This is a genomic window from Nitrospira sp. (genome assembly GCA_024998565.1).
Classification (GTDB): domain Bacteria; phylum Nitrospirota; class Nitrospiria; order Nitrospirales; family Nitrospiraceae; genus Nitrospira_A.
In genome coordinates this window covers 99,448-123,101 of record JACOEM010000003.1, presented here as the reverse complement: position 1 = coordinate 123,101, position 23,654 = coordinate 99,448, and the positions used below count along the sequence as shown (strand labels likewise).

General features: G+C 60.0%; 21 protein-coding genes. 9 read left to right on the top strand and 12 right to left on the bottom strand.

What is annotated here, in order from left to right; translation table 11 throughout:
* Window positions 1-218 precede the first annotated feature (218 nt).
* The 8 genes from H8K11_07050 to H8K11_07015 all read left to right on the top strand — a co-directional run bounded on the left by H8K11_07050 (window position 219) and on the right by H8K11_07015 (window position 10,186).
* The gene (locus tag H8K11_07050; protein ID MCS6263502.1) at window positions 219-2,978 is read left to right on the top strand and encodes a valine--tRNA ligase; all 2,760 of its coding nucleotides are present in this window, start codon (window positions 219-221) and stop codon (window positions 2,976-2,978) included.
* Window positions 2,965-3,846 carry a carboxylating nicotinate-nucleotide diphosphorylase gene (gene nadC, locus H8K11_07045; protein MCS6263501.1) on the top strand — a complete coding sequence of 294 codons (882 nt, stop codon included), beginning with the start codon at window positions 2,965-2,967 and terminating at the stop codon, window positions 3,844-3,846. Before H8K11_07050 ends, nadC begins: the two co-directional genes overlap by 14 nt.
* Window positions 3,830-4,702 (top strand): biotin--[acetyl-CoA-carboxylase] ligase, encoded by an 873-nt coding sequence (locus H8K11_07040; protein MCS6263500.1) that lies wholly within the window; start codon window positions 3,830-3,832, stop codon window positions 4,700-4,702. Before nadC ends, H8K11_07040 begins: the two co-directional genes overlap by 17 nt.
* 35 nt (window positions 4,703-4,737) lie before the next feature.
* Window positions 4,738-5,508, top strand: a complete 771-nt coding sequence (locus H8K11_07035; protein ID MCS6263499.1) for a type III pantothenate kinase — start codon at window positions 4,738-4,740, stop codon at window positions 5,506-5,508.
* A gap of 134 nt (window positions 5,509-5,642) precedes the next feature.
* Entirely contained in the window at window positions 5,643-6,197 is a 555-nt protein-coding gene (grpE, locus tag H8K11_07030) for a nucleotide exchange factor GrpE (GenBank protein ID MCS6263498.1), read from the top strand.
* Between the two features lie 89 nt (window positions 6,198-6,286).
* Entirely contained in the window at window positions 6,287-8,218 is a 1,932-nt protein-coding gene (gene dnaK / locus H8K11_07025) for a molecular chaperone DnaK (GenBank protein MCS6263497.1), read from the top strand.
* Window positions 8,219-8,299: 81 nt separating this feature from the next.
* Entirely contained in the window at window positions 8,300-9,412 is a 1,113-nt protein-coding gene (gene dnaJ, locus H8K11_07020; protein MCS6263496.1) for a molecular chaperone DnaJ, read from the top strand.
* A 36-nt stretch (window positions 9,413-9,448) separates the two neighbouring features.
* Window positions 9,449-10,186 carry a 16S rRNA (uracil(1498)-N(3))-methyltransferase gene (locus H8K11_07015; GenBank protein MCS6263495.1) on the top strand — a complete coding sequence of 246 codons (738 nt, stop codon included), beginning with the start codon at window positions 9,449-9,451 and terminating at the stop codon, window positions 10,184-10,186.
* A 25-nt stretch (window positions 10,187-10,211) separates the two neighbouring features.
* Here the strand turns inward: H8K11_07015 and H8K11_07010 are convergent, their stop codons facing one another.
* From H8K11_07010 to H8K11_06960, 11 genes are all read right to left on the bottom strand, one after another.
* Window positions 10,212-11,195 (bottom strand): hypothetical protein, encoded by a 984-nt coding sequence (locus H8K11_07010; protein MCS6263494.1) that lies wholly within the window; start codon window positions 11,193-11,195, stop codon window positions 10,212-10,214.
* A complete protein-coding gene (locus H8K11_07005; GenBank protein MCS6263493.1) occupies window positions 11,195-12,868 on the bottom strand; it encodes an IPT/TIG domain-containing protein in 1,674 nt (557 codons plus the stop codon). Before H8K11_07005 ends, H8K11_07010 begins: the two co-directional genes overlap by 1 nt.
* Window positions 12,869-13,111: 243 nt before the next feature.
* A complete protein-coding gene (locus H8K11_07000; GenBank protein MCS6263492.1) occupies window positions 13,112-13,573 on the bottom strand; it encodes a RidA family protein in 462 nt (153 codons plus the stop codon).
* Between the two features lie 45 nt (window positions 13,574-13,618).
* A complete protein-coding gene (locus tag H8K11_06995; GenBank protein ID MCS6263491.1) occupies window positions 13,619-14,773 on the bottom strand; it encodes a phosphopentomutase in 1,155 nt (384 codons plus the stop codon).
* A gap of 56 nt (window positions 14,774-14,829) precedes the next feature.
* A complete protein-coding gene (gene deoC / locus H8K11_06990; protein ID MCS6263490.1) occupies window positions 14,830-15,519 on the bottom strand; it encodes a deoxyribose-phosphate aldolase in 690 nt (229 codons plus the stop codon).
* 74 nt (window positions 15,520-15,593) lie between these two features.
* A complete protein-coding gene (gene mltG / locus H8K11_06985) occupies window positions 15,594-16,646 on the bottom strand; it encodes an endolytic transglycosylase MltG (GenBank protein MCS6263489.1) in 1,053 nt (350 codons plus the stop codon).
* On the bottom strand, window positions 16,531-17,142 hold the full coding sequence (ruvX, locus tag H8K11_06980) for a Holliday junction resolvase RuvX (GenBank protein MCS6263488.1): 612 nt from the start codon (window positions 17,140-17,142) through the stop codon (window positions 16,531-16,533). The genes mltG and ruvX overlap by 116 nt, the downstream gene beginning before the upstream one ends.
* Before the next feature lie 4 nt (window positions 17,143-17,146).
* On the bottom strand, window positions 17,147-19,777 hold the full coding sequence (gene alaS / locus H8K11_06975) for an alanine--tRNA ligase (protein MCS6263487.1): 2,631 nt from the start codon (window positions 19,775-19,777) through the stop codon (window positions 17,147-17,149).
* A complete protein-coding gene (locus H8K11_06970) occupies window positions 19,774-20,268 on the bottom strand; it encodes a regulatory protein RecX (protein ID MCS6263486.1) in 495 nt (164 codons plus the stop codon). Before H8K11_06970 ends, alaS begins: the two co-directional genes overlap by 4 nt.
* A 3-nt stretch (window positions 20,269-20,271) precedes the next feature.
* Window positions 20,272-21,384: a recombinase RecA gene (gene recA / locus H8K11_06965; protein ID MCS6263485.1), complete on the bottom strand. Its 1,113-nt coding sequence runs from the start codon at window positions 21,382-21,384 to the stop codon at window positions 20,272-20,274.
* A gap of 506 nt (window positions 21,385-21,890) precedes the next feature.
* Window positions 21,891-22,847 (bottom strand): glycosyltransferase family 1 protein, encoded by a 957-nt coding sequence (locus tag H8K11_06960; protein ID MCS6263484.1) that lies wholly within the window; start codon window positions 22,845-22,847, stop codon window positions 21,891-21,893.
* Between H8K11_06960 and H8K11_06955 the strand changes: the two genes are divergently transcribed.
* Window positions 22,842-23,024 carry a hypothetical protein gene (locus H8K11_06955; protein MCS6263483.1) on the top strand — a complete coding sequence of 61 codons (183 nt, stop codon included), beginning with the start codon at window positions 22,842-22,844 and terminating at the stop codon, window positions 23,022-23,024. The two genes, H8K11_06960 and H8K11_06955, sit on opposite strands and share 6 nt — an antisense overlap.
* Window positions 23,025-23,185: 161 nt before the next feature.
* Here the strand turns inward: H8K11_06955 and H8K11_06950 are convergent, their stop codons facing one another.
* Window positions 23,186-23,566 (bottom strand): PilZ domain-containing protein, encoded by a 381-nt coding sequence (locus H8K11_06950; protein ID MCS6263482.1) that lies wholly within the window; start codon window positions 23,564-23,566, stop codon window positions 23,186-23,188.
* Window positions 23,567-23,654: the final 88 nt, after the last annotated feature.

Here is a 23,654-nt window from a genome sequence, read left to right as displayed (position 1 = left end):
TTGTGAGCCCACACGGCGCATGTTAAGATGCGCCCGCGTTGCGCCCCCGCCGTATTGAAACAGCTGGAACCAAGCAGAACATTCCCGCAGGATGTTCAAAATGGCCGTCCAGCAAGGCCGCAGCTAGCGAAGAGGCGACACGTACTTTTTCTGTACGTTGAGCGTCGGAGCGACGCGAGAACGAGGCCGGCGGGCTTTTTCAGCATCCTGTTAACACCATGTCCACACCGCAACTCGACAAGACCTACAGCCCTCACGACGTCGAAGACCGCTGGTACCAGCGCTGGATCGACGCCGGGCTGTTTCATGCCGACACGGCCCATTCCGGGCAGCCCTACTCGATGGTGATTCCTCCCCCGAACGTCACGGGATCGCTTCACGTCGGCCATGCGCTGAACAATACCCTGCAAGACATTCTGATCCGGTGGCGCCGCATGCAAGGCCGCAATGTGCTCTGGATGCCCGGCACGGACCACGCCGGTATCGCGACCCAAAACGTGGTGGAACGGCAGCTTCAAGCCGAAGGCACCACGCGGGAAGCACTCGGACGGGAAGAGTTTCTCAAGCGCGTGTGGCAGTGGAAAGAAAAGTCCGGCGGCACGATTATCTCTCAGCTGAAACGGCTCGGCGCCTCCTGCGACTGGGAGCGTGAACGCTTCACCATGGACGAGGGACTTTCGGAAGCCGTCCGCGAAGTCTTCGTTCGCTTGCATGAAGACGGGTTGCTCTATCGGGGCGAGCGATTGATCAATTGGTGCCCGCGCTGCCTCACTGCCTTGTCCGACATCGAAGTCGAACATGAAGAGATTACCGGAAAACTGTACACCATTCGTTATGCCCTGGCCGACGATCCCGCGCAGGTGCTGCTGGTTGCGACTACGCGACCCGAGACGCTGTTCGGAGACACGGCAGTGGCGGTGCACCCGGAAGATGAGCGCTTCCGGCATCTCATCGGCAAACGAGTCCTGTTACCACTCACTAGCCGCACGATCCCGATCGTCGGCGACTCAATACTCGTCGATCGTGAATTCGGCACCGGCGCCGTCAAGATTACGCCTGCCCACGATTTTAACGACTTCGAGGCGGGTGAGCGGAACCGACTAAACCGGATCAAGATTTTAGACCTACACGCGCACATGGTGCCTGAAGCTCAATTCCGCCTCGCTACGAAAGCCAATCCTGAGGTAGCTGCAGTCTTGGGTGGTCTGCCGGTGCAAAAGGCTAGGACTAAAGTTGAGGAGCTTCTATCCGACTATCTCCAAGAAGTTGCCCCCCACAAGATGGCGCTCGGCAAATGCTATCGCTGCAAGACGGTGGTCGAACCGTTCCTGTCCGATCAGTGGTTCGTGAAGATCAAGCCACTGGCCGACCCGGCGATTCAAGCGGTAGAAGACGGGCGCGTGCGAATCATCCCCGAAGCCTGGAAGAACAACTATCTCGGCTGGATGCGCGACATCAAAGACTGGTGCGTCTCCCGGCAAATCTGGTGGGGCCATCAGATCCCTGCCTGGTACTGCGAAACCTGTTACGGCAGCCCGTTTCTGCGCCGCTCCTCAGACGGGGCACCGCTGATTCCATCCGACGCAGCCGTCATCGTGGCGAAAACCAAACCGGCTACCTGTCCCAAGGGTCATTCAGATGCGCTGGTGCAGGACCCCGACGTGCTGGATACCTGGTTCTCTTCCGCCCTCTGGCCATTTTCCACCCTGGGCTGGCCGAAGCAGACGCCGGAGTTGAAGACCTTCTACCCGACATCCACACTGGTCACCGGGCTCGACATTCTGTTTTTCTGGGTCGCGCGCATGATCATGATGGGCCTCAAGTTCATGGGCGAGGTCCCCTTCCGCGACGTGTATATCCATGCCCTGGTCCGCGATGCCGAAGGCCAGAAGATGAGCAAGTCTAAGGGAAACGTCATCGATCCCTTGCATGTGATGGAGCAGTTCGGAACCGACGCCCTGCGTTTCACCATGGCCGCGATGGCTTCACCGGGCCGCGACGTCAAGCTGGCCGAAGAACGAATCGAAGGCTACCGCAACTTTACGAACAAAATCTGGAACGCCGCCCGGTTTCTCCTGATGCATCTGGACGGCGAACGGGTTGAGATGCCCGCCGCGCAGCGGTCGTTCCCCGACCGTTGGATTCTGAGCCGCCTGAATGCCACCATCGCCACGGTCACGCACGAGTTGGAACAGTATCGCTTCGACCGCGCGTCGAGCGCGATCTACCAATTCATCTGGCATGAGTACTGCGACAAGTACATTGAGATGATCAAGCCCGCGCTCAAGGATCAGGCATCGGCACAGGCTAAATCGACGCGGCAGACCCTCGCCGAGACCTTCGAGACCATGATGCGGCTGCTGCATCCCTTCATGCCGTTTATTTCGGAAGAGATCTGGCAAACCCTGCCCCACGAAGGCGCCAGCATTGTCCGGAAACCCTACCCGACTGTCCGAGCCGACTGGGATTCACAGGAAGCCGAGCAGGAATTCGCGCTGCTGGAGGAGTGCCGGGGCCTGATGAATCAGGAGCGCGCGATCCTGAATTATGCCGCCGGCAAGCGTCTCCATTTCAAAGTGCACGGGAAGACGAACCAGGCCGCTGCGGCCTTCCAGAAGCATCGAGAGCTGATCGAGTACATGGAGAACGTGGAGGATCTGTTTGTCGGGAGCACTTCGGACGTCACGGCCTCTCACCTATTGACCCTCACGAGCGGCTCAGCCGAGGTCGGCACATCGATGGAGGGCGCCGACCTCCAGAAGGCCAAGGACAATGTGCTCAAACAGATCGCGCTGCTTCAAAAGGAAGTGGCACGCACCCAGCAGAAACTGGGCAATCCAGACTTCGTCGCCAAAGCGCCGCCGGAAGTCCTGACCGATCACCATGATCGCCTGGCGCGTGAATCCCGCATGATCCAATTATTTGAACAGGCGCTGCAACAGATCATCAGTGAGCAGAAACAACATCAAAGCTCCTAGCCTTCAGACCATCCGCAAAGCGGTCCAGCTGGCCCTCGACGAAGACCTGGACCACGGCGACGTCACCACGAGTGCGCTGTTTCCCCGTGCCATTCAGGCCAAGGCCGCCATTGTGGCCCACCAGCCCATGACTGTAGCCGGCGTGGCCGTCGCGTGGGAAGTCTTCCTCGCCGTGGACCCCTCCTTGCGCATCGTCAAGAGCATCAACGACGGAGCCACCGTCAAGCCCGGCACGGAGGTCATCGTTGTCCGAGGCGATGTGCGGTCGTTGTTGATGGCGGAACGCGTCGCCGTCAATTTCCTTCAACGCCTCTCCGGCATCGCCACGTTGACCGCAAAATTCTGTGCCGCAATCCGGAATACGGCGACCGCCATTCTCGATACACGCAAGACCACACCGGGCCTGCGAGCCCTCGAAAAATGGGCGGTGCATCTGGGCGGTGGGAAAAACCATCGCTTTTCACTGGGTGACGGCGTGCTGATCAAGGACAACCATCTCGCGGTCTTGCGCTCAACCGGCGTCGATGTGGCCGGAGCCTGCCGCTTAGCACGCGCCGGAGCGCCGCATGGCCTTCGCATCGAGGTAGAAGCCAAGAGTTTGCAAGAAGTGAAGGAAGCGTTGGCTGGTCACGCCGACATCATCCTGCTCGACAATATGTCTCCGGCCCTCGTGCAACAAGCGGTGGCCCTGATCAAGAAACGCGCCCTGGTCGAAGTCTCAGGCGGCATCACCCTGCAGACCGTCGCCGATATGGCCCAGGCTGGTGTGGACTTCATTTCCGTCGGCGCCCTGACCCACTCCGCACCCGCAGCCGACCTCAGCCTGGACCTCACCGGTTATCGAGGGAGCCGTGGGCGGACCAGCTAACGATCCGCCTCCAGCCGATGCGCTGGACATTGACCGCCTTCAAGCCGGCCTGCAGACTCACGCCTTCGGAAAGGTTCTCCGGTATGCCCCTTCTACCGCCTCAACCAATGCCGACGCGTTGGCATACCTCCAACAACTGACCGGCCCGACGACTCCCCATGGAGCCGTGATCCTGGCGGACTGCCAAACCGCCGGCCGGGGACGCCGCGGGCGCACCTGGCACTCTCCGGCCCAGGGCAACATCTACCTGTCCGTGATTGTGGTGCCCGATCCCGGCACCAAACGTATGGGGCCCTGGCTCTCCTGGATTCCGTTGTTTTCCGCCCTTGCGGTAGCCGACTGCCTGGTCAGCTGCACGGGGCTTGCCGTCTCGGTGAAATGGCCGAACGATCTGCTGATCGGCGACAAGAAAATCGGCGGCATCCTCTGCGAGCAGACCACCACCGCCGACCGAACTCCGGCGATCGTCATCGGCATCGGGTTGAACATCAACGCTGAGCCCAACAGTTTCCCGGAGGAACTCCGACCCGGCGCAACCACCCTGGCTGCCGAGGCCGGCCGTCGGTTCGACCGCGTGACGATCCTGGCAGATCTCTTGCTCCGCCTCGAACAACGCATGAATTGTTTGTTCCACGACGGGCCATCCGGCATGATCGATGAATTCACACGGCGCTGCTCCACACTCGGCAAGACCGTCCGTGTGGCCTTGGAAGAGAACGGGATCGTGCAGGGAATTGCGGAATCGATCGGCCCCGATGGATGCCTCTGTCTCCGTGTCACCTCCGACGCCTCCCCTGCTCCGCCTCACCGGCTGCTGGAAGTCCGAAGTGCGGAAGTCATCCACCTGCGGGGGTGAAATCGGACGAGCTGTTGGGTTAGAGTGGAGACACGATGCTGCTGACCATCGACATCGGGAATACCAACGTGGTGTGGGGCCTGTTCGAAGATTCCACCCTGCGCGGGCATTGGCGCCTCGCCACCGAATCACGGCGAACCGACAATGAATACGGCATTCTGTTGCTCAATCTGCTCCACAACGCCGGCTTCACCCCGGAGCAGATTACGGGCTGCATTCTCTCGAGCGTCGTGCCCGCGCTGACCGGCACCTTCGACTCCTTGGTGCAGACCTACTTTCACCGAACACCGGTGATCGTGGGACCCGATACCGATTCCGGGCTCACCTTGCGGTATGCCAACCCGAAGGAAATCGGCAGTGACCGTATCGTCAACGCCGCCGCGGCCTATGCACGGTACCGGTCCGATCTCATTATCGTCGACTTCGGCACCGCCACCACCTTCTGCGCCGTGACCAAATCCGCCGAGTATCTCGGCGGTGTCATCGCACCGGGCCTCGGAATTTCAGCCGACGCTCTGTTTTCCCGTACCGCCAAGCTGCCGAAGGTGGAAATCATCCGGCCCAAGACCGTCATCGGCACCGATACGATCGGCGGCATTCAAAGCGGCCTGCTGTTCGGCTATGTTGGGCTGGTGGACGGTATCGTCCGACGCATGGAGCGAGAACTCGGACGGACATCGACCGTCATCGCCACCGGAGGGCTCGCGACGGTCATCGCCCAGGAGACCGAAACGATCCAAGAAGTCCGCCCCTTCCTGACGCTTGAAGGCTTGGAACTCCTGTATCATCGAAACCGCCTGACCTAGGCCTGGCTCACCGCAGACTGACGTTACCCCTCGCCTCAAACCCTTAGAGAGCTGAAAAAACGATGATTTCTTTCTATTCCCCGTTGACTTCCGTTCCCCGGTGGCTATCTCACTCCCCAGCAAAGGTGTAATCAATGTCTGAAGACGACAAGAATATTCACAGTATCGACAACTTAGACGGTTCCAGCGAGGCATCTTCCGGCACGATGGAGGGTGTCAATGAACTCCAGCAGGTGCTGGATGCCAAGTCCGACGAATGCAAAGCCCTCAACGAAAAGTATTTGCGGCTCGCAGCAGAGTTCGACAACTACAAGAGGCTGGCTCAACGCGATCAACGTGAGCAAATCAAGTTCGGAAACGAACAGATCCTCAAGGAACTGCTACCCGTGGTCGACAATCTTGAGCGCGCCATTAAGTCGTCGAAGGGAAGCGGGTCCGTTGATGCCCTGACAGAGGGCGTTGAATTGACGCTGAAGCAACTCGTGGGGGCGCTGACGAAATTCGGTGTCAAAGCCGTGGACAGCGTCGGCCTGGCCTTTGATCCTGCCACACAACAGGCAGTCGCTCAGGTTTCGTCAAATACGATCCCGGAAAACCATGTGGTGGAAGAGTATCAAAAGGGATACCTCCTTCAGGATCGCATCCTCCGCGCCGCCATGGTGACCGTGTCGACCGGAGCCGCAAACTAGGACCGAATCATCGGTATGAAGAACAGGTTTCACAAGCAGAGCTGACACGATCGTTCACGTATTGATATTTTTTGCGAAGGAGCCAACCCATGGGCAAAGTTATTGGAATCGACCTCGGCACGACGAACTCCTGCGTCGCCATCATGAGCGGTGGAGACCCGGTCGTCATCGCCAATGCGGAAGGAAGTCGCACAACTCCGTCGGTGGTGGGCATCACGGACAAGAACGAGCGCCTGGTGGGACAAATCGCCAAGCGGCAGGCGATCACCAATCCGGAAAACACCATCTTCTCCGTCAAGCGCCTGATGGGACGCAAGTTCCGCAGCAAAGAAGTACAGGAAGCCATGAAGCGGCTCCCCTACAAGGTGGTGGAGGCAGACAACGGCGATGCGCACGTCGAGCTGCGCGGGAAGCGTTATAGCCCGCCGGAAGTCTCTGCCATGATCCTGCAGAAGATGCGGCAGACCGCCGAAGATTACCTGGGCGAGAAGGTCACTGAAGCAGTAGTGACGGTCCCGGCCTATTTCGACGACAGCCAGCGCCAGGCCACTAAGGATGCGGGGCAGATTGCCGGATTGAACGTCCTACGCATCATCAACGAACCCACGGCAGCCTCACTGGCCTACGGTCTCGACAAGAAAAAAGACGAGCGCATTGCCGTGTACGATCTCGGCGGCGGTACCTTCGACGTGTCCGTCCTCGAAATCGGCGACGGCGTGTTCGAGGTCAAGTCGACGAACGGCGATACGTACCTCGGCGGCGATGACTTCGATGAGCGTGTCATGGACTGGCTCGTCGAGGAGTTTAAGAAAGATCAAGGCATCGACCTGCGCAAAGACCGGATGGCGCTGCAACGCCTCAAGGAAGCGGCGGAACGGGCGAAGATCGAACTCTCCTCGTCACAGGAAAGCGAGATCAACCTGCCGTTCATTACGGCGGACGCCAGCGGGCCGAAGCACATGGTCACGAAGTTGACCCGCGCGAAGCTGGAGCAACTTGTCGGCGACCTCATCCAGCGGACCATCGAGCCCTGCCGGAAAGCCCTGGCGGATGCCGGTGTGAGCGCGAAGGACATCCAGGAAGTCGTCCTGGTCGGCGGCATGACCCGCATGCCGAAAGTCATTCAGGTCGTGAAGGACTTCTTCGGCAAAGAACCGCATCGCGGCGTAAACCCCGACGAAGTCGTCGCCATCGGAGCCGGTGTCCAAGGTGGTGTGCTCAAGGGCGAAGTGAAGGACGTGTTGCTGCTGGATGTCACGCCGTTGTCACTGGGCATTGAGACCCTCGGCGGCGTCTTCACGAAGTTGATCGAACGCAACACCACGATTCCGACGAAGAAGAGCCAGGTGTTCTCGACCGCTGCCGACAACCAAACCGCCGTCACCATTCGCGTGTTCCAGGGCGAACGTGAAATGGCGAACGACAACAAGTTATTGGGACAATTCGATCTCGTCGGCATTCCTCCCGCTCCGCGCGGGATGCCGCAGGTCGAAGTTTCCTTCGACATCGATGCCAACGGCATCGTGCACGTGGCAGCCAAAGACCTGGCCACGCAGAAGGAACAGTCCATCAAGATCACGGCCTCGAGCGGACTCAGCAAAGAAGAAGTCGACAAGCTCGTCAAGGACGCCCAGTCCCACACCGAAGACGACAAGAAACGTCGCCGGGTGGCCGAGGCTCGAAACCAGGCCGACTCGTTGCTGTACAGCACCGAAAAGAACCTGAGCGAGCATGGCGACAAGATCGGCGAAGACGATAAGACCAAGATTACCGAAGCCATTGCCGGACTCCGTAAGGCGATGGAAGGCGACGATCCCGCCGCCATCGAAACGGCCACGCAAACGCTGACCACGGCCTCCCATAAGCTGGCTGAAGAGATGTATAAGAAAGCCTCTGCGGCAGCGGGTGCCGGCGCCGGGGCTGATGCGACCGCTTCCTCCGGAGACGGCGGCGCGCAGGCCAAGACCGATGAAAAGGTCGTGGATGCGGAGTTCGAAGAAGTCGATAAGGACAAGAAGTAAGCCCCTCACCGATTGCACGACCGGGTTTCACCATGCGTGAAGCTCGGTCGTGTTGCACATTTAACCGGGTAAAAATCTTCCGTGGCTAAGCGCGACTACTACGAAACTCTCGGCATTGAGCGAACCGCGTCCGACGACGAGATCAAGAAGGCATTCCGGAAACTGGCCCGCCAGCACCATCCAGATCTCCACACATCCCCCGAACAGAAAAAAGCCGCGGAAGAAAAATTCAAAGAGCTGAACGAGGCCTACGAGGTCATCAGCGACCAGGAAAAACGGCGGCGGTACGATGCCTTCGGCCATGCCGGTGGACCGCAGGGGGCGGAGGGATTCGATTTCGGTGGACAGGGCGGATTCGGCGACATCTTCAACGATATTTTCGAGGACTTCTTCGGCCAGCCTCGCGGGCGCGCCCGCGCCGAGCGCGGCAACGACCTGCAATACAACCTTGAGGTGACGTTCGAGGAGTCGGTTTTCGGAAAGGAAGCGAAACTTAAAATTCCCCGGTGGGAAACCTGCGCCGATTGCAAAGGCACCGGCGCGCGCTCAGCCACGGCCATTAAGATGTGCCCGGCTTGCAAAGGACAGGGCCAACTCCGTTTCCAACAGGGATTTTTCAGCGTCAGTCGACCCTGCGGTCAATGCGAAGGGGTCGGACAGATCATCACCGAACCCTGCCAGGCCTGCAGCGGACGGCAACGTATCCGCAAGGAACGCATGCTCTCCGTCCAGATTCCAGGCGGGATCGAAACCGGCATGCGCCTGCGACTTGCGAACGAGGGTGAACATGGCGTCCAGGGCGGTCCGCAGGGAGATCTCTATGTCGCCATCACGGTAAAGCCCCATCCTCACTTCCGCCGCGAGGGTCAAGATATCGTCTCCGACCTCCCCGTGAATCTCGTCACTGCGATTCTGGGCGGCCGCGTGGAAGTGCCGACGCTCAAGGGCAACACCTTCATGAAAATTCCTGCCGGCACACAGCCGGACAAGATCCTTCGTCTCAAAGGGCTCGGCTTCCCGAATCTCAAAGGGGGCCATACCGGCGATCAGCTGTTCCACGTCAAAGTCGAGATTCCGACGAAGCTCAATTCAAAGCAAAAAGAGCTGCTCGAGGAATTCGCTAAAGAAAGCGGCTACACGAAAGACACCGAGGGTGAAGGCTTTCTCGACAAGATGAAAACATTCTTCGAATAGACCGATCACTGCCCTCCGCCTGATCTGCCGACCACCATGCCGGCTTTCTTCGTCTCCTCATCAGATATTCGTGAAACCCAGATCACCCTCACCGGTGATCTCTGCCATCATCTGCGAGCCAGCCTGCGCGTCAAGCCGGGCGAAGATCTGTGGTTCACCGATGAGCGACGGCGGCGGTATCGCGTGCGGGTGATGCAAGTGGCCCAGCAGGCGATCACGGCGGAGATTCTCGAACAACGACAGGGACCCGTCGAGACCGGCCCACCCCTGCTGCTCGCACAGGCCCTGCTCAAAGGCGACCATATGGATTGGGTGGTGCAAAAGGCGAGTGAGTTGGGTGTACGGACGATCCTTCCCCTGATCTCACGCCATGGGATCGTACGACCACAGACCGACCGGATCGCTGCTCAAGTGGCCCGCTGGCAGCGCATCGCCACCGAAGCGGCGCAACAATCGGAGCAGTGGCAGCCACCGCAAGTATTGGAACCGCTGGAGTCACGCCGGTTCTTTTCCACTCACAACGCGACCTGTTCGTTGCTCCTGGCAGAACGCCTTGAGGCTCTCGCATTGGCCAGAGTGCCGCTGCCGAGCCTCCCCTCGGAACAGATTTGCGTCATCATCGGACCCGAAGGGGGATGGGCAGAAGAAGAGATCGCACTGGCTCTCGCGGAGCGCTGCCAAGCCGTGAGTCTCGGCGAGTGTATTCTCCGTGCGGACACCGCGGCAGTCACGGCGCTGAGTATTGTGCAGAGTCGATTGGGCCGATTGGGGTAGGATCGGGCTGGGGATTGGCCTAGCGCTACCGGCGTCCGGGACTGATCGAAATAATGGTGCCCCCCTCGCCTGCCGCCCACCCGACAGTGGTGTGAGGAAAACTCAAGGCCATCAGCGAGCGCTTCACCGGGCTGGCTTCTTCCACCCAGTTAAACCCTGCATCGGTGGTTCGCAGGATCTGACCATGCTCTCCCACGATCCAGCCTTGTTGGGCATCGGTAAAACGGACCCGAATCAGGTCGGTCAGCTTGTTACAAGTCCGGCCGCAGGGTAAGGTTCGATCAATCCAATGGGTGCCCCCGTCGGTCGTTTGAAACAACGCCCCGGCATTGCCGACCGCCCAGCCGTTCACCTCATCCGCGAAGGCCACATCGAAAAACGTGGCCGAACTCTGGCTGACCTGGGGCGTCCAGCTCGCACCGCCGTCGGAGGTCGTGAGAATCGTGCCCAACGCGCCGACGATGGCTCCGTGCTGCTGGTTCGTCAACACGATGGAGTGCAGCGCGGCGCTGGTGCCGCTGGCTTGATCCGTCCAATTCTCTCCGCCGTCGGTCGTCTGCAGAATCGTACCATTGCCGCCGACCAACCAACCCTTCTGGGGCGTCACGAACGCGATCCCATAGAGCGGGGCCTGCGTGGACACAAACACAACGCTCCAGGTTTCTCCACCATCCCGGCTGGTCCGCACGGTGCCGTTGGCGCCCACGACCCATCCACGACGCGCATCCTGGAAATACACGGCCGTCAGCAGCGACGTGGTGCCGCTCGATACCTTTTTCCACTTGCGTCCGCCGTCGGTCGTCTTGAGGATCGTTCCGCCGGACCCCACCGCCCAGCCGAGTTGAGGATCGTGAAAGAACATGCCCAGCAGCGTGGCTTCAGATCCACTCTTCTGCATGGCCACAGTAGCCCTGATTTCCGGGGAAGCCGCCTCGGCTGTGCCTGCGCACAGGAGGGCGATGAACAACCACGATGCAACGGCCAGAATGTGCAAGGTACGACGCCTCATTAATGAAAGTGGCTGTTATCCGGATTAGGATTCCGCCAGTAACTGGCATCCGGCAATCCCGTGGGTTGGATGGTAAACGTACCGGCTTCGAGCGTGACCCACTTCTTCGGCGTGCAGCAGGATCCGTCCGGCAGGAGATCCCACGACCCACGGCGGACCACGAGCGGCCCCGACGTCAGATCCGGATTGAACTCACCGAGTTTGCCCACGCCATAGGAGTGGCGATGAGGAATCTTGACTTTGATTTCCGTGTCCGTCCACGACTGCACGATCGCACCGACCCCGTTGAATAACACTTCGGTACGCGAGACGTTCTCTCCCAACTCGGGAGCAACCCTGGCATAGACACTATCCGTAATAACCTTGCTGGGTTCGGCCGTCTTGAGAAACTTCCCGAACCCACTCCCCTTGATCGTCACCACCTCATCCAATCCCCCGGTGTTCGGACTGTAGGAATCGATCTTCGGCGTCACGAGCGTAAAATTGCCGACCTGCGTTTCAAGCACCTTCTTATCGGCGCAGCACGTGCCATCCGGCTTGGGAGCATTGGCAGCGCGTTTGACCACCACCGGACCACTTTTCGCGCTGAAGGGTACCCAGACATCAATGCGGTCGTGGCCCCAACGATACACGATCGCCTGCACCCCGCCGATTTCGACGGTGTTCTCGCTCAGGGAAAAATCGATATAGTTAAATGGCGTAGACCCGGCTTCGGAATAGAACCCAAAATTCTCTCCCGTGATTTTCAGCAAGGTGCCGATGGGCGCCTCAGTCGGGGTCAGACCGGTCGCCTGAGGTGTCTGAACCGTGTACGTCCCGATGGCACGTTCCTGCCCATTGCGCTTCATCACGACAGGGCCGGTTTGGGCATCGAGCGGCACGTGGACCACAACGGTCGTATCCGTCCACTGCGACACCGTCGCCAGATGCCCTCCGAACAGCACGCCATCCTCGGGGTTTCTCGTCGCCCCGAATCCCTTGCCGAACAACACCACCTTCGTCCCGACCGGCCCACTCGTGGGATCGACCCGCACCGACGCGAGCACCTTCACCGCCATCGAATTGCTCACGACTTGCTTGACCGGCGCGCAACAGGATCCGTCCGGCAACGGATCGGACGAGGCCATACGTACCACAACATCACCCGACTGCACGTTGCCCGGCAACTCCACTTCGATCTTGTCGTCACGCCATTTGCGCACGCGAACGGTCACGTCGCCCACGGCTACGCTGTTCACGCCGAAAATGGTGTTTGGATCACGCGGCCCGGCCGTGTTGCCGAAATGTTCACCCGTGATCTCCAGAATCGTTCCCGGTTCGGCCTCAGCCGGCGACAACGAATGAATGGCGGGCTGCAATCGCGTAAACGATCCAGCCTTTACGTGCTTCTTCCCGATGATCACGTCGACCGGCCCATTGGTCGCCTGCGAGGGCACGCGCACTTCGATGAGATCGGCCTCCCAGCGTTGGATCAAGGCCGGCACGCCCTGGAAGGTGACCTGATTAAACTTCGTCGATTTATAGGGGCCGAACCCCTTCCCGGTGATCGAAAGGGTCGATCCCGGCACGGCAGCATTGGGATGAAGAACCGGCCCCTCTGCCCGGACTTCTCCGGAAACGACCGGGCCTACGAACAGCGCGACACCGAGCACGAGACGAGCGATGTATTGCATGGGATGACACTCCCTACCGAAAGCCTCGGGGCAGGCCTGACCAGCAGGCTCGGGCGAGGCTGAAATGATGACACATCAGACGAACGCCCCGCACGTGGCACGGAAACCCCACGCAACTGAGGCAGCGAGGCCGGATGGGGGGTACGGCAATGAACGAAGGGGCTCACGGACTATAACAAGCGGATTTTTTTGATGTCAAGGCAAGCGGGCGCGACGGGAAGGGAACAAACGGAGGAAAGTGTTTTATGGTCGAACCTGGACCAGTAATTCGAGTTCGATTGCGGCGTGCAAGGGCAACTCTGCCGCACCCAGCGCCACGCGAGCATGGCGTCCGGCCTCGCCGAACACCTGCACCAACAGATCGGAGGCGCCGTTGATGACAGCCGGCTGCTGCACAAACCCTGAGGCAGATGCCACATGCCCCACGACACGCACGATACGCCGCACACGATCCAATGAACCGAGCTCCTGCTTCACGACCGCCAAGGCATTCAGCAGCGCCAGCCTGGCCGCTTCGGCCCCGCGCTCAACCGTCACGTCCTGCCCCAGCTTGCCCGTGATTGCGACCTGCCCGTCACGAAACGGCAACATGCCGCTCAGAAAGAGCAGATCACCCGCCAGCACCGCAGGCACGTAACTCGCGACCGGTTTCGGAGGAGCGGGCAATTCGATCTCGAGAGATTTCAACGTCGCATCGATCGACACAGGTAATCCTTTCACTCGTCGCTGCTACTGATGAAGACGCATCCGCTAGCGGGACTGCAATGCATCCAGGAAACTGTCGCCCCAGGGCAGCCTGGTCGCGCCCAACGCTTCACCGATGGTTTGGCCAAGGTCCGCCGCGGTCGATCTGGTTCCGAGGTTCACACCGCGCGCGAGACGCGGACCGGTCACGAGACAGGGCACATATTCGCGTGAATGACCGGGATTCGGCCTCGCACAGTCGAAGCCGTGATCGCCGGTGATGATCAACACGTCTCCGACCTTGAGGGATTCCTGCAAATCCCGCAGCCGACGATCGATCTGCTGCAATGTAGACACTGTGGTCTGAAGATCGGGATTGATGACCGGGAGGCTTGCGTAAATCAGACCACGCGGCACCTTGCTGAACATGCCCACCACTTCATCCATGACGGCTTCCGCCTGGAACAGCGGCACCGATCTCGTCACCCCGCGCCCGCTGAACAGGTCGCCGACCTTTCCTACCCCGATCACAAGCTGGCTGGCCCGGCTCAAGTGATCCAGTAACGTCAGCCCCGGTGGCTCCACGGCAAAATCACGCCGCCGCTCCGTCGCAGTAAACTTGCCTGATTGCCCGACGAAGGGGCAGGCGACCACACGCACAATCGGCACCATGCCCTTGAGCAACTTTCGGGCTTCACGGGCCAGGCGATAGAGTTCTTCAGGCGGCACCACCTGCTCGTGCGCCGCCAGAAAAATAGTCCCTGCCGTATCGATCCAGGCGATGGGCATTCCCGATTTCTGATGCTGTCCGCCGAACTCGGCGATCGGCTCCTGCGTGACCGCACGGCAATTGCCCAGGGTCTTCTGTCCCAATGCGGCCTCGAGCGCATTCGCCAGCTCGGTCGTGAAAGTTTCACAGGGGCGCTCGCCTTCTTCGATCACGTATCCGGCGATTTCCCAATGCCCGGAGAGAGAATTTTTTCCCTTGGTCGAAAACCCGAGAGCCCCGTAGCAGCCTTCCGGCTGCACCATCGGACGAATACCTTGAAACTGGCCCAGATGCCCGAGACCGAGTTGCTCAAAATTCGGCAGGGCGAGCCCCTTGGAAATGGCGGCCAGCCGCTGCAGGGTGTTGCAGCCGGCATCGCCATACAGGTCGGCATCGGGCAAGGCGCCGATGCCGAAACCATCGAGCACCAGCAATACGATTCGAGTCATCATGGGCGCACTATATCAAATCCACCGGAACGAGCAAGGCTTTCACATCGCATGGCGGTTCACCGCACCTCAACCAGCGAGGCGCGCCATTCATTCAGAATCTTCAAACTCGCGCTGGTGCCGATCCGGTCGGCCCCGGCCTCCAGCAACTCCCGCGTGGTCTTCCAATCTCTGATGCCACCGGACGCCTTCACCTTGGCCCGTCCGGCCACGGCTTCTTTCATCAGCCGAACGTCTTCCACTGTCGCTCCGGCCTGATTGAATCCGGTCGAGGTCTTCACATAATCCATCCCGGCCTCGACGGCCAGCCGGCAGGCAGTGATCTTTTCTTCTCGCGTCAGGAGGCAGGTTTCCAGAATCACCTTATGATTCACACCGGGCGTCGCCTGAACAACGGCGGCCATATCGTTCCGTACCAGATCGTAGTCGCCGGATTTCAACCGGCTGATGTTGATGACCATATCGAGCACCCGCGCGCCATGCGCCACCGCCTCCATGGCCTCCGTTACCTTAGCGTGAGTCGAATGCCCACCGAGCGGAAACCCGATGGGGATGCCCACCTGGACATCGGTCCCTGCAACCGCGGCCACCGCCTCATCCACATAACAGGGAGGCACAAAAATCACGACGAACCCCTGCTCCCTGGCTTCCGCGCAGAGGCGTAACACATCGGCCTTAGTAGCCTCCGGACGCAGCACCGTATGGTCCAGGTAACGCGGCAACGATTCATTCCACGACTTCACACTCATACGAATGTCCCTTTCACATTCTACGATCGATGAGGAAATTAGACAGGACGTGTCGTGACCGGTTCTCAATACGATCACGCACCGTGGGCGACAAGGTTGCCCCTGGCACGTTTGCGGAAGTACTGTTTCTGATATTTCTCCACCGCTTGATTGTGCTCGGCCAACGTGGAAGAAAATTGATGGGTCCCGTCGTTCCGCGACACGAAATACAAATACGACGCCTGGGCGGGAAACAGCGCCGCACGCAATGAATGGGCCCCGGGGCTGGCGATCGGTCCCGGCGGGAGACCCTGCACACGATAGGTATTGTAGGGGCTCATGACGGAGAGATCGCGCTTGTGAATGTTCCCGTCGAACGCCGGTAACCCGTAGATCACCGTCGGGTCGCTCTGCAGCGGGATCTTTTTCCGCAACCGGTTATGAAACACCGCCGCGATCAGTTCCCGCTCCTCCTTCGCTCCCGTTTCCTTTTCGATGACAGAGGCGAGGGTCAGCACCTGATGCAGGGACATTTTCATGCGGGCCGCCTGCTCCTGCAACTCGGTACCCCAGACACGATGGAGACCATCGACCATCGCCTTAATCACCTCCCGCGCCTTCGTACCCTTCGCAAAGGAATAGGTTTCGGGAAAGAGATACCCTTCGAGGGAATCGGCCTCGATGCCGAGGGTCGAAATAAACGTACGATCGCGCACCAGCTTCGTGAACTCTTTCGTATCCGTCACCTGCTGCGCCGCCAGCACCTCGGCAATCTGTGTCAGACTGTACCCTTCCGGAATCGTAACGGGATGCAACACCACCCGACCGGCCAGTAGCTTCGTCAGAATGTCCTGCGGCGACATACTGGCATCCAACTCATACTCACCGGGGCGGATCTTTCGATCGATGTCCCGCGTCTTGCCCAGCAATAAAAAAGCCGACCGGCTGCGGATCAACTGTTCGTTTTTGAGAAGAGCGGCGACCTGCTGAAAGGTGCTGCCTTCAGGAATGAGAACAATGTGGGAGGGAGGTTTAGGAGGTCCGCTCGCGACGGGGCTTTGAGCCCAACGCAGCACCAGATATCCCGCGAGAGCCGCGAACATCACTGCCGCCAGGGCCAGACCCATGATCGCTTTCTTCTGCATCATCGACTCGGGGTTCGTCAAAAACCCAGGGATCGTTCTCCACGGGTGCGTTCAGATCGTTCGCCTGGCTGGTGGCCGGCTGTTCCAAACTCGCCAGATAACTCTGCAGGAGAATCGCCGCGGCAATACGGTCGACGATCCCCTTCCGCTTCCGGCGGCCGACGTCAGCCGCAATCAATAGGTCCTCCGCCGCGCAGGTGGTCATCCGTTCATCCCAGGTGATCACTGGGACAGACAGTGCCGGCTCCAGTAACTGGATGAACTCCGCGACGACTTTGGCCGCGGGACCGATCTCGCCATCCAGCCGCAACGGCATGCCGACCAGCACCTGCCCGACTTCGTGTTCACGAACCAGGTCCTGGATATGCCGGATGTCGGCATCGGGATTTCGCCGGTAAAAGGTTTCCAGCGGCTGAGCCGTCCACCCGAGTTCATCACTCAGGGCAAACCCGATCCGCTTGGAGCCGTGATCGATGGCGAGAATCCGTTGGCCTTTCATCAGTTTACCCTTCGAGGGCCTTCTGGACCAACCCAAAAACTTTTTCCAACGCGGTGCCGAGCCCTTCGGGATTTTTTCCTCCGGCCTGCGCCATCTCAGGACGCCCTCCCCCGGTCCCGCCCACTTCCGTTGCCATCTCCTTAATAAGTTCGCCCGCTTTCAGACGGCCCACCAGATCCTTCGTCACCACGACGAGCAGCGACACTTTGCCGTCATTCGCCGCCCCGAGCGCCACGACGCCGCTGCGCAGTTTGTCACGCAATTGATCGGCCAGCGCCCGCATGCCATTCACATCGAGGCCGTCCGTGCGTTGCGCGTGGACCTGCACACCCTTGATCTCGCGCGCCTGCGCGTCGCCGGACGAGGTGCTCGCCATCTTGAGCTTAACCTCCGCGAGTTCCCGTTCCTTTTCTTTCAGTTGCTCGCTCAACTTGCGGGTACGGGCGACGACTTCACCCGGCGCCACTTTCAGGAGGTCGGACAACTCACGAACATCCGCTTCCAATCGCTTGAGCGAATCCAATGCGCCGCTGCCGGTGAGACATTCGATGCGGCGCACACCGGCGGCCACCCCCGATTCGGACACGATCCGGAAGAGGCCGATTTCGCCCGTCCGCCGGCAATGAGTGCCGCCGCACAATTCCTTGCTGAAGGTATCGATGTGAACCACTCGCACCTGATCGCCATACTTGTCGCCGAAAAACGCCAGCGCTCCGCCGGCCACGGCTTCCTGCACTCCCATCACATCGGTTTGCACCGGCTGATCCTGGCGCACCTGCTCATTGACGATCGATTCGATCTCGTCGATGTCGCGTGAGGCCAATGGACGGAAATGCGCGAAGTCGAACCGCAACCGATTCGGCGCCACCAGCGACCCGTACTGTTTCACATGCGGCCCCAGCAGATCCCGCAAGGCGGCATGCACCAAATGGGTCGCCGTATGATTGCGGGCCGCATCGTGCCGAGTGCGACGATTCACAGCGAGCTGCAACCGCTCTCCTTCACGGATCGAACCGGAGGTAACTACGCCCTTGTGCACAATCAAAGTCGGCACCGGCCTGGTGGTTTCACGAATCTCCACACGGCCATCGGGGCCGGTCAGGAGCCCCTGATCGCCTGCCTGTCCGCCGCCCTCCGCGTAGAACGGCGTGACATCCAGCACGACTTCGATCTCGTCACCTTCACTCGCTTCTTTGACCAGCCGATCGCCCTTGAGCAACGCCTGCACGACACCTTCCGAATTCAGGTGTTCGTAGCCGACGAATGCCGTGGTGCCGACACGAGCGGCCACTTCACTCAAGGCGGGGCGGGCCGTCTCATTCTCGAAGCCCCCCGTTTTCCTGGCGCGCGTGCGCTGCTCTTCGATGGCCGCTTCGAATCCGGTTTCATCCAGCCGGATGTCCTGCTCACGGCAGGCTTCCGCAATGAGGTCCATCGGAAACCCATAGGTGTCATACAACTTAAAAATTTCGGTACCCGAGAGCATGTTTTGACCGGAGGCGCGCACCTTGGTCAGCATGTCGTTGAGAATCGGCAAGCCCTGATCGAGCGTGGCGATAAACCGTTCTTCCTCACCCCGTGTCGCCTCGGCCACCGTGCCGGCTGCCGGGCGCAACTCGTGATAGGCCTCGCCCATCTGTTCCACCACCGTCGCCGTCAGTTCATGCAAGAACGGTTCGGTAATACCCAGCAACCGGCCATGACGAGCCGCGCGGCGCAGAATCCGGCGAAGCACATAGCCCCGTCCCTCGTTCGACGGTAAGACGCCGTCGGCCATGAGGAACGTGATCGCCCGCAAGTGATCGGCGATGACACGCATGGAACGATCCGCTTGTTCCGCCGCACCGTACTGCGCTCCCGCCCTGGTTCCGATCGCCGCCAACAAGGGTGCAAATAAATCACTGTCGTAGTTGCTGAGCCGCCCCTGCGCCACCGCCGTCAACCGTTCCAACCCCATACCGGTATCGATGCTCGGTTTCGGAAGCGGATTCAGGGTGCCCGCACTGTCGCGATTGAACTGCATGAACACCAGGTTCCAGATCTCGATGACCCGGTCGCCTTCACCGTTCGGCGTCGCATCGCCCGGCACGGAAGGCCCCTGATCGAAATGGAGCTCGGAACAGGGACCGCAAGGGCCCGTATCCGCCATCTGCCAGAAATTATCCTTCTCGCCGCAACGTACAATCCGACTCGGGGAGACGCCGATCTTTCTCCAGAGACGGTCGGCTTCGTCGTCCTCGCGGAAGATCGTGATCCACATCCGGTCCTTCGAGAGCCCGACGACGGAGGTCAGAAACTCCCAGCCGAACCGGATGGCCTCTTCCTTGAAATAGTCGCCGAAGGAGAAGTTGCCGAGCATTTCGAAAAAGGTGTGGTGCCGCCTCGTGTACCCGACGTTTTCGAGATCGTTGTGCTTGCCGCCGGCGCGCAGGCACTTCTGCACGGTCACCGCCCGGTTGTACGCACGCGTCTCCTCGCCCAGGAACACCCGCTTGAATTGATTCATGCCGGCGTTCGTAAACAGCAGCGTCGGGTCTGCCTGAGGAATCAAGGGAGCGCTCGGAACCGCCCGATGCCCCTGCTGTTCGAAGTACTGGATGAAGGCTCGTCGCAGATCGTTTACACTGTGGCTCATAGCTCGTCCAACCCCGTCTCCAAATCTACTTGAGTGACTTGCTGAATCGTGTCGTCATCGAACCCGCGTTGCCGCAGAAACCGCACCCACTGCACCGGACGCGTACGGCTCGCACGCCCTTCGAGCGCCTGGCAGGCTAACTCCTGCTCGGAAATCGTACGGTAGGCCTGCCGCAATGCCCGTTCGACGACAGTGTCTTCAAAGCCACGGCTGAGCAGTTCCGCCTTGAGCCGTTCACGGCCCATCGGGTGTCGCGACAGTCTCGTTTCCGCCCATCGGCTCGCATAGGCCTGATCGTTCAGATAACCTCTGCGCTCCAGTTCACGCACGACCAGACGCCCCTGCGCCCGGTTCGCGCCTTTCTCCTCAACATACCGCTCGACCTGGGCCACGGTCCGATCGGTTCGCGCGAGATACCTGATCGCCAGCGCCAGATAATCCGGCGCCGGTTTCGTACGCCGCCCTGTGCTACGGGCTGTCCGCACTGCCACCACCTAGGTCGTGACTCTGGCACTGTGACCGCGTTTGTCGTCCTGGCGTCCCTCGGGCTTGCGTTCGGGCTTTTCGTCCTTGGCTTCCTTCGCCTCAACCTTCTTCTCAGTGCCGCGGGAAGGCAGTCCGGCGAGATCGCGCACCTTGCCCTCGATCTCTTTCGCAATGGCGGGATTCGTCTTGAGAAAGTCGCGGACGGCTTCACGCCCCTGCCCTAAACGTTCACCTTTATAGGAGTACCAGGCACCCGCTTTCTCCACCACACGCTTCTCCACGCCGATATCGACGAGCTCGCCGGATTTCGAAATCCCTTCGGCAAACATGATATCGAACTCCGCCTGCCGGAACGGCGGCGCCATTTTGTTCTTGACCACCTTGACTCGCACGCGGCTGCCGGTCACATCCTGACCATCTTTGATCGATTCAATGCGGCGGATGTCGAGGCGGACCGAGGAATAAAACTTCAGCGCGTTGCCGCCGGTCGTGGTTTCGGGATTGCCGAACATCACGCCGATCTTCATACGAATCTGGTTGATGAAAATCAGGGTGGTCTGCGACTTGGAGATCGCCGCCGTCAGTTTACGCAGCGCCTGCGACATCAGTCGTGCCTGCAATCCCATATGGGAATCGCCCATTTCACCTTCGATTTCCGCGCGCGGCACCAGGGCCGCCACGGAATCGACCACAATGACATCGATCGCGCCGCTGCGCACCAGGGTTTCCGCAATTTCGAGCGCCTGCTCGCCGGTATCGGGCTGCGAGACAAGGAGATCGTCGGTCTGCACGCCGAGCTTCTTGGCGTAGGTCAGATCCAGCGCATGTTCCGCATCGATGAACGCCGCCACACCGCCCGCCTTTTGCGCCTCGGCAATGGCATGAAGGGTCAATGTCGTTTTGCCCGAAGACTCCGGACCGAAGATTTCGATGACCCGCCCGCGAGGGAAACCACCCACACCGAGGGCAATATCCAACCCCAATGAACCACTGGAAATCGCCGGGACATCGGCGGGACGGTCGTCGGCGCCGAGCTTCATCACCGCACCTTTCCCGTACTGCTTTTCAATCTGGGCCAGGGCCAGGTCCAATGCGCGCTTTTTCTCGTCTTTTTCAGTCATTCCAAACTCCTTATCGAAGCGTGACTCTGAAGCGTTTCTTGTATCGAACGCCGTGGGAGACAACGCACCAGCCGGCGCTGAGTTGACCGAACGTGAACTGGACCGGGGCCAGTCTCTTAGAACGGAATGAATTGCGGATTATACCGGAGTTAGAAGGGAGAAACCTAGCCCGCCGGAGCCGCCATGACGGTCGGGCCTGATCGGTCGGAAATGGCAGGCCGCGGCGGCGTTGCCACACCAAACCACAGGTGAACGTACCCTGTACCACGCCTCATGATGCATCCCTGCGCTAGACGAGAGCGATCAGTAGCGGGAGGATTCAAGCGCCTCCAGCCAGGATTATTCATGAATGCCGTCGTGAGTCGTTCGAGGCCGAAGCCTGCCGGGCCTTCTCGCGCGTAAGGCCGACGCAGGCGTACTAGCAGTCCGTCGAGGAGGCCGGACGAGACCACCCCCGCCGGGTGAGAGGATCGGACAACGTAATAGGCACGCATGAATAGTCCGGGCTAGCAGGCGACCTGGAGGCCGAGTTGCGTGCGAATGGTCGTGGCGAGAAACCGATACTGCCCGGCAACAGTGAGCAGATACTGCTTCCTGGATCCTTCCGGCGTCCGTTCGGCTGCCTGGAGGTGCGTGCGTTCGGCGCTTTCGTATACCAGGACGAGCGACGATTGAATCTGGAGTTGTCGCGAACGACGAACCCGGATCTGGCCGTGAAGCGGCGCCGTCGCCACTACCTGAAGGATGGCCTGCGCCCGGTGCAAACTGGTGTGGGAAGCCATCACCGCCTCGTATCCCTGCCTTGCCACCGCATCCCGCTCGGCCGGGCGGCCGCAGTAGTGCTCGACGATCTCGATCACCTGCTCGACATTGCCCTTCTCATAGAGGGCACAATGGGTCCGATCCTGGAACAAGTCGTCAAAACCGTTTCCGATCCGCTCGCCGATCATGAGCGCCCCGCAAGCCATGGCCTGGAAGGTGCGGAAATTCACGTCATTGGCGGCCGATTGATTCAGCACCATCAGGGAACGGTTGAAGAGTTCGCGGTACCCGCCGCTCCCCACCGCAATGGAATAGCCTCGTTGCAGGCCTTCGATCAGCGCGACACGCTCCGGATTCCACTGCCGGTTGAGTGTTCCGACGAACGAGAGTGGCGTATCCCGTAAGCCACCCGAATCACCATCGTCGGGCACATGACAGAACAGGGGCTGCCACGAGACAATTTGCCGTTCAGGATCGACCCGATACCGGGAAACCCAGTCTCGCTGCGCCACACAGATGACGTCGAACGCCGCCGCATACTGTTGATGCCAACTTGCATGGAGATGGGAGTCGATCGCATACCAGACCAACGGCACGTCGAGCGCCTCCAGCCCTAACAGCTTCGGGGTCCCACTGTCGTCTCCCACCACAACCAAGTCGGGAAACCATCGCGCCGGAAACTGCGCCGAAAGACTATGCATGCTTTCTACGTACGGGCTCAGGACGAAATCGGCTGTGCGATCGAACGCCGCCCATTTGACATCATGGCCGAGGTGCCTGAAGTCCTGCACAAAGAATGGATTGCCGAGGTGAAGGATGTTCATATCCGTGTCGAACGACGCCGCCAGTCCATTTCTTACATCGGTGTATCCGTCTGATAACTTGAAGCAATGGGTCGATCAGAATGGAAACCCAAGAGCCGTTTGGCTGGCGGAGTAGGAGCGGCCATCAGCGCAAGGCCGCTGCCCAGGGGCAAGACTGCATGATTTCGTTGACGAGAAACTAGGGGCGCCGCGAGAAGATTGGAACCGATCGCAGGTCAATTGTCCGGATTGGACGTTTCCGGCAGGTCACTGCTGCTCTGGCGGCTCTTCAACCATTCGATGAGTTCAGTCCGGAGCGTGCGATTGAGGCGTTGTTGGGATTCAAAGGGAAGACGGACAAACTCCACACCAAAGTGATGCCCCTTCACCCATTTGATCGTGCCGAGGTCGATGGGGAGTGCCGGCGGCTGATGGTCGAGGAGCACACTCACGCGCACGTCACTGCCGCAGAGCACTTCTCTGTCACACATGACGGAACAGCCCTTCAGCGACAGATTTGTCAGGACACCTTCTCCAACGAAGGGCGCCCCGCCGAAAATGACCGGATAGTTGAGGGGAAACCGGTAGTAGGTTCGAACGTACCGACGAGGTGCCATCACATCCTCCCTGTGGGCGGATGGTACTCAGGCCGGCCCTGCAACCGATATCCTACCTTGGGAGGGTGAGACGACAATTCGATCCGTG

Bases quoted from the DNA above. Each gene is read 5' to 3' on its own strand.
- H8K11_07050 (MCS6263502.1), top strand. From the start codon at position 219: ATGTCCACACCGCAACTCGACAAGACCTACAGCCCTCACGACGTCGAA.
- H8K11_07035 (MCS6263499.1), top strand. From the start codon at position 4,738: ATGCTGCTGACCATCGACATCGGGAATACCAACGTGGTGTGGGGCCTG.
- grpE (MCS6263498.1), top strand. From the start codon at position 5,643: ATGTCTGAAGACGACAAGAATATTCACAGTATCGACAACTTAGACGGT.
- dnaK (MCS6263497.1), top strand. From the start codon at position 6,287: ATGGGCAAAGTTATTGGAATCGACCTCGGCACGACGAACTCCTGCGTC.
- H8K11_07015 (MCS6263495.1), top strand. From the start codon at position 9,449: ATGCCGGCTTTCTTCGTCTCCTCATCAGATATTCGTGAAACCCAGATC.
- H8K11_07010 (MCS6263494.1), bottom strand. From the start codon at position 11,195: ATGAGGCGTCGTACCTTGCACATTCTGGCCGTTGCATCGTGGTTGTTC.
- H8K11_07005 (MCS6263493.1), bottom strand. From the start codon at position 12,868: ATGCAATACATCGCTCGTCTCGTGCTCGGTGTCGCGCTGTTCGTAGGC.
- H8K11_06995 (MCS6263491.1), bottom strand. From the start codon at position 14,773: ATGATGACTCGAATCGTATTGCTGGTGCTCGATGGTTTCGGCATCGGC.
- deoC (MCS6263490.1), bottom strand. From the start codon at position 15,519: ATGAGTGTGAAGTCGTGGAATGAATCGTTGCCGCGTTACCTGGACCAT.
- mltG (MCS6263489.1), bottom strand. From the start codon at position 16,646: ATGATGCAGAAGAAAGCGATCATGGGTCTGGCCCTGGCGGCAGTGATG.
- ruvX (MCS6263488.1), bottom strand. From the start codon at position 17,142: ATGAAAGGCCAACGGATTCTCGCCATCGATCACGGCTCCAAGCGGATC.
- alaS (MCS6263487.1), bottom strand. From the start codon at position 19,777: ATGAGCCACAGTGTAAACGATCTGCGACGAGCCTTCATCCAGTACTTC.
- recA (MCS6263485.1), bottom strand. From the start codon at position 21,384: ATGACTGAAAAAGACGAGAAAAAGCGCGCATTGGACCTGGCCCTGGCC.
- H8K11_06955 (MCS6263483.1), top strand. From the start codon at position 22,842: ATGCATGCTTTCTACGTACGGGCTCAGGACGAAATCGGCTGTGCGATC.
- H8K11_06960 (MCS6263484.1), bottom strand. From the start codon at position 22,847: ATGCATAGTCTTTCGGCGCAGTTTCCGGCGCGATGGTTTCCCGACTTG.
- H8K11_06950 (MCS6263482.1), bottom strand. From the start codon at position 23,566: ATGGCACCTCGTCGGTACGTTCGAACCTACTACCGGTTTCCCCTCAAC.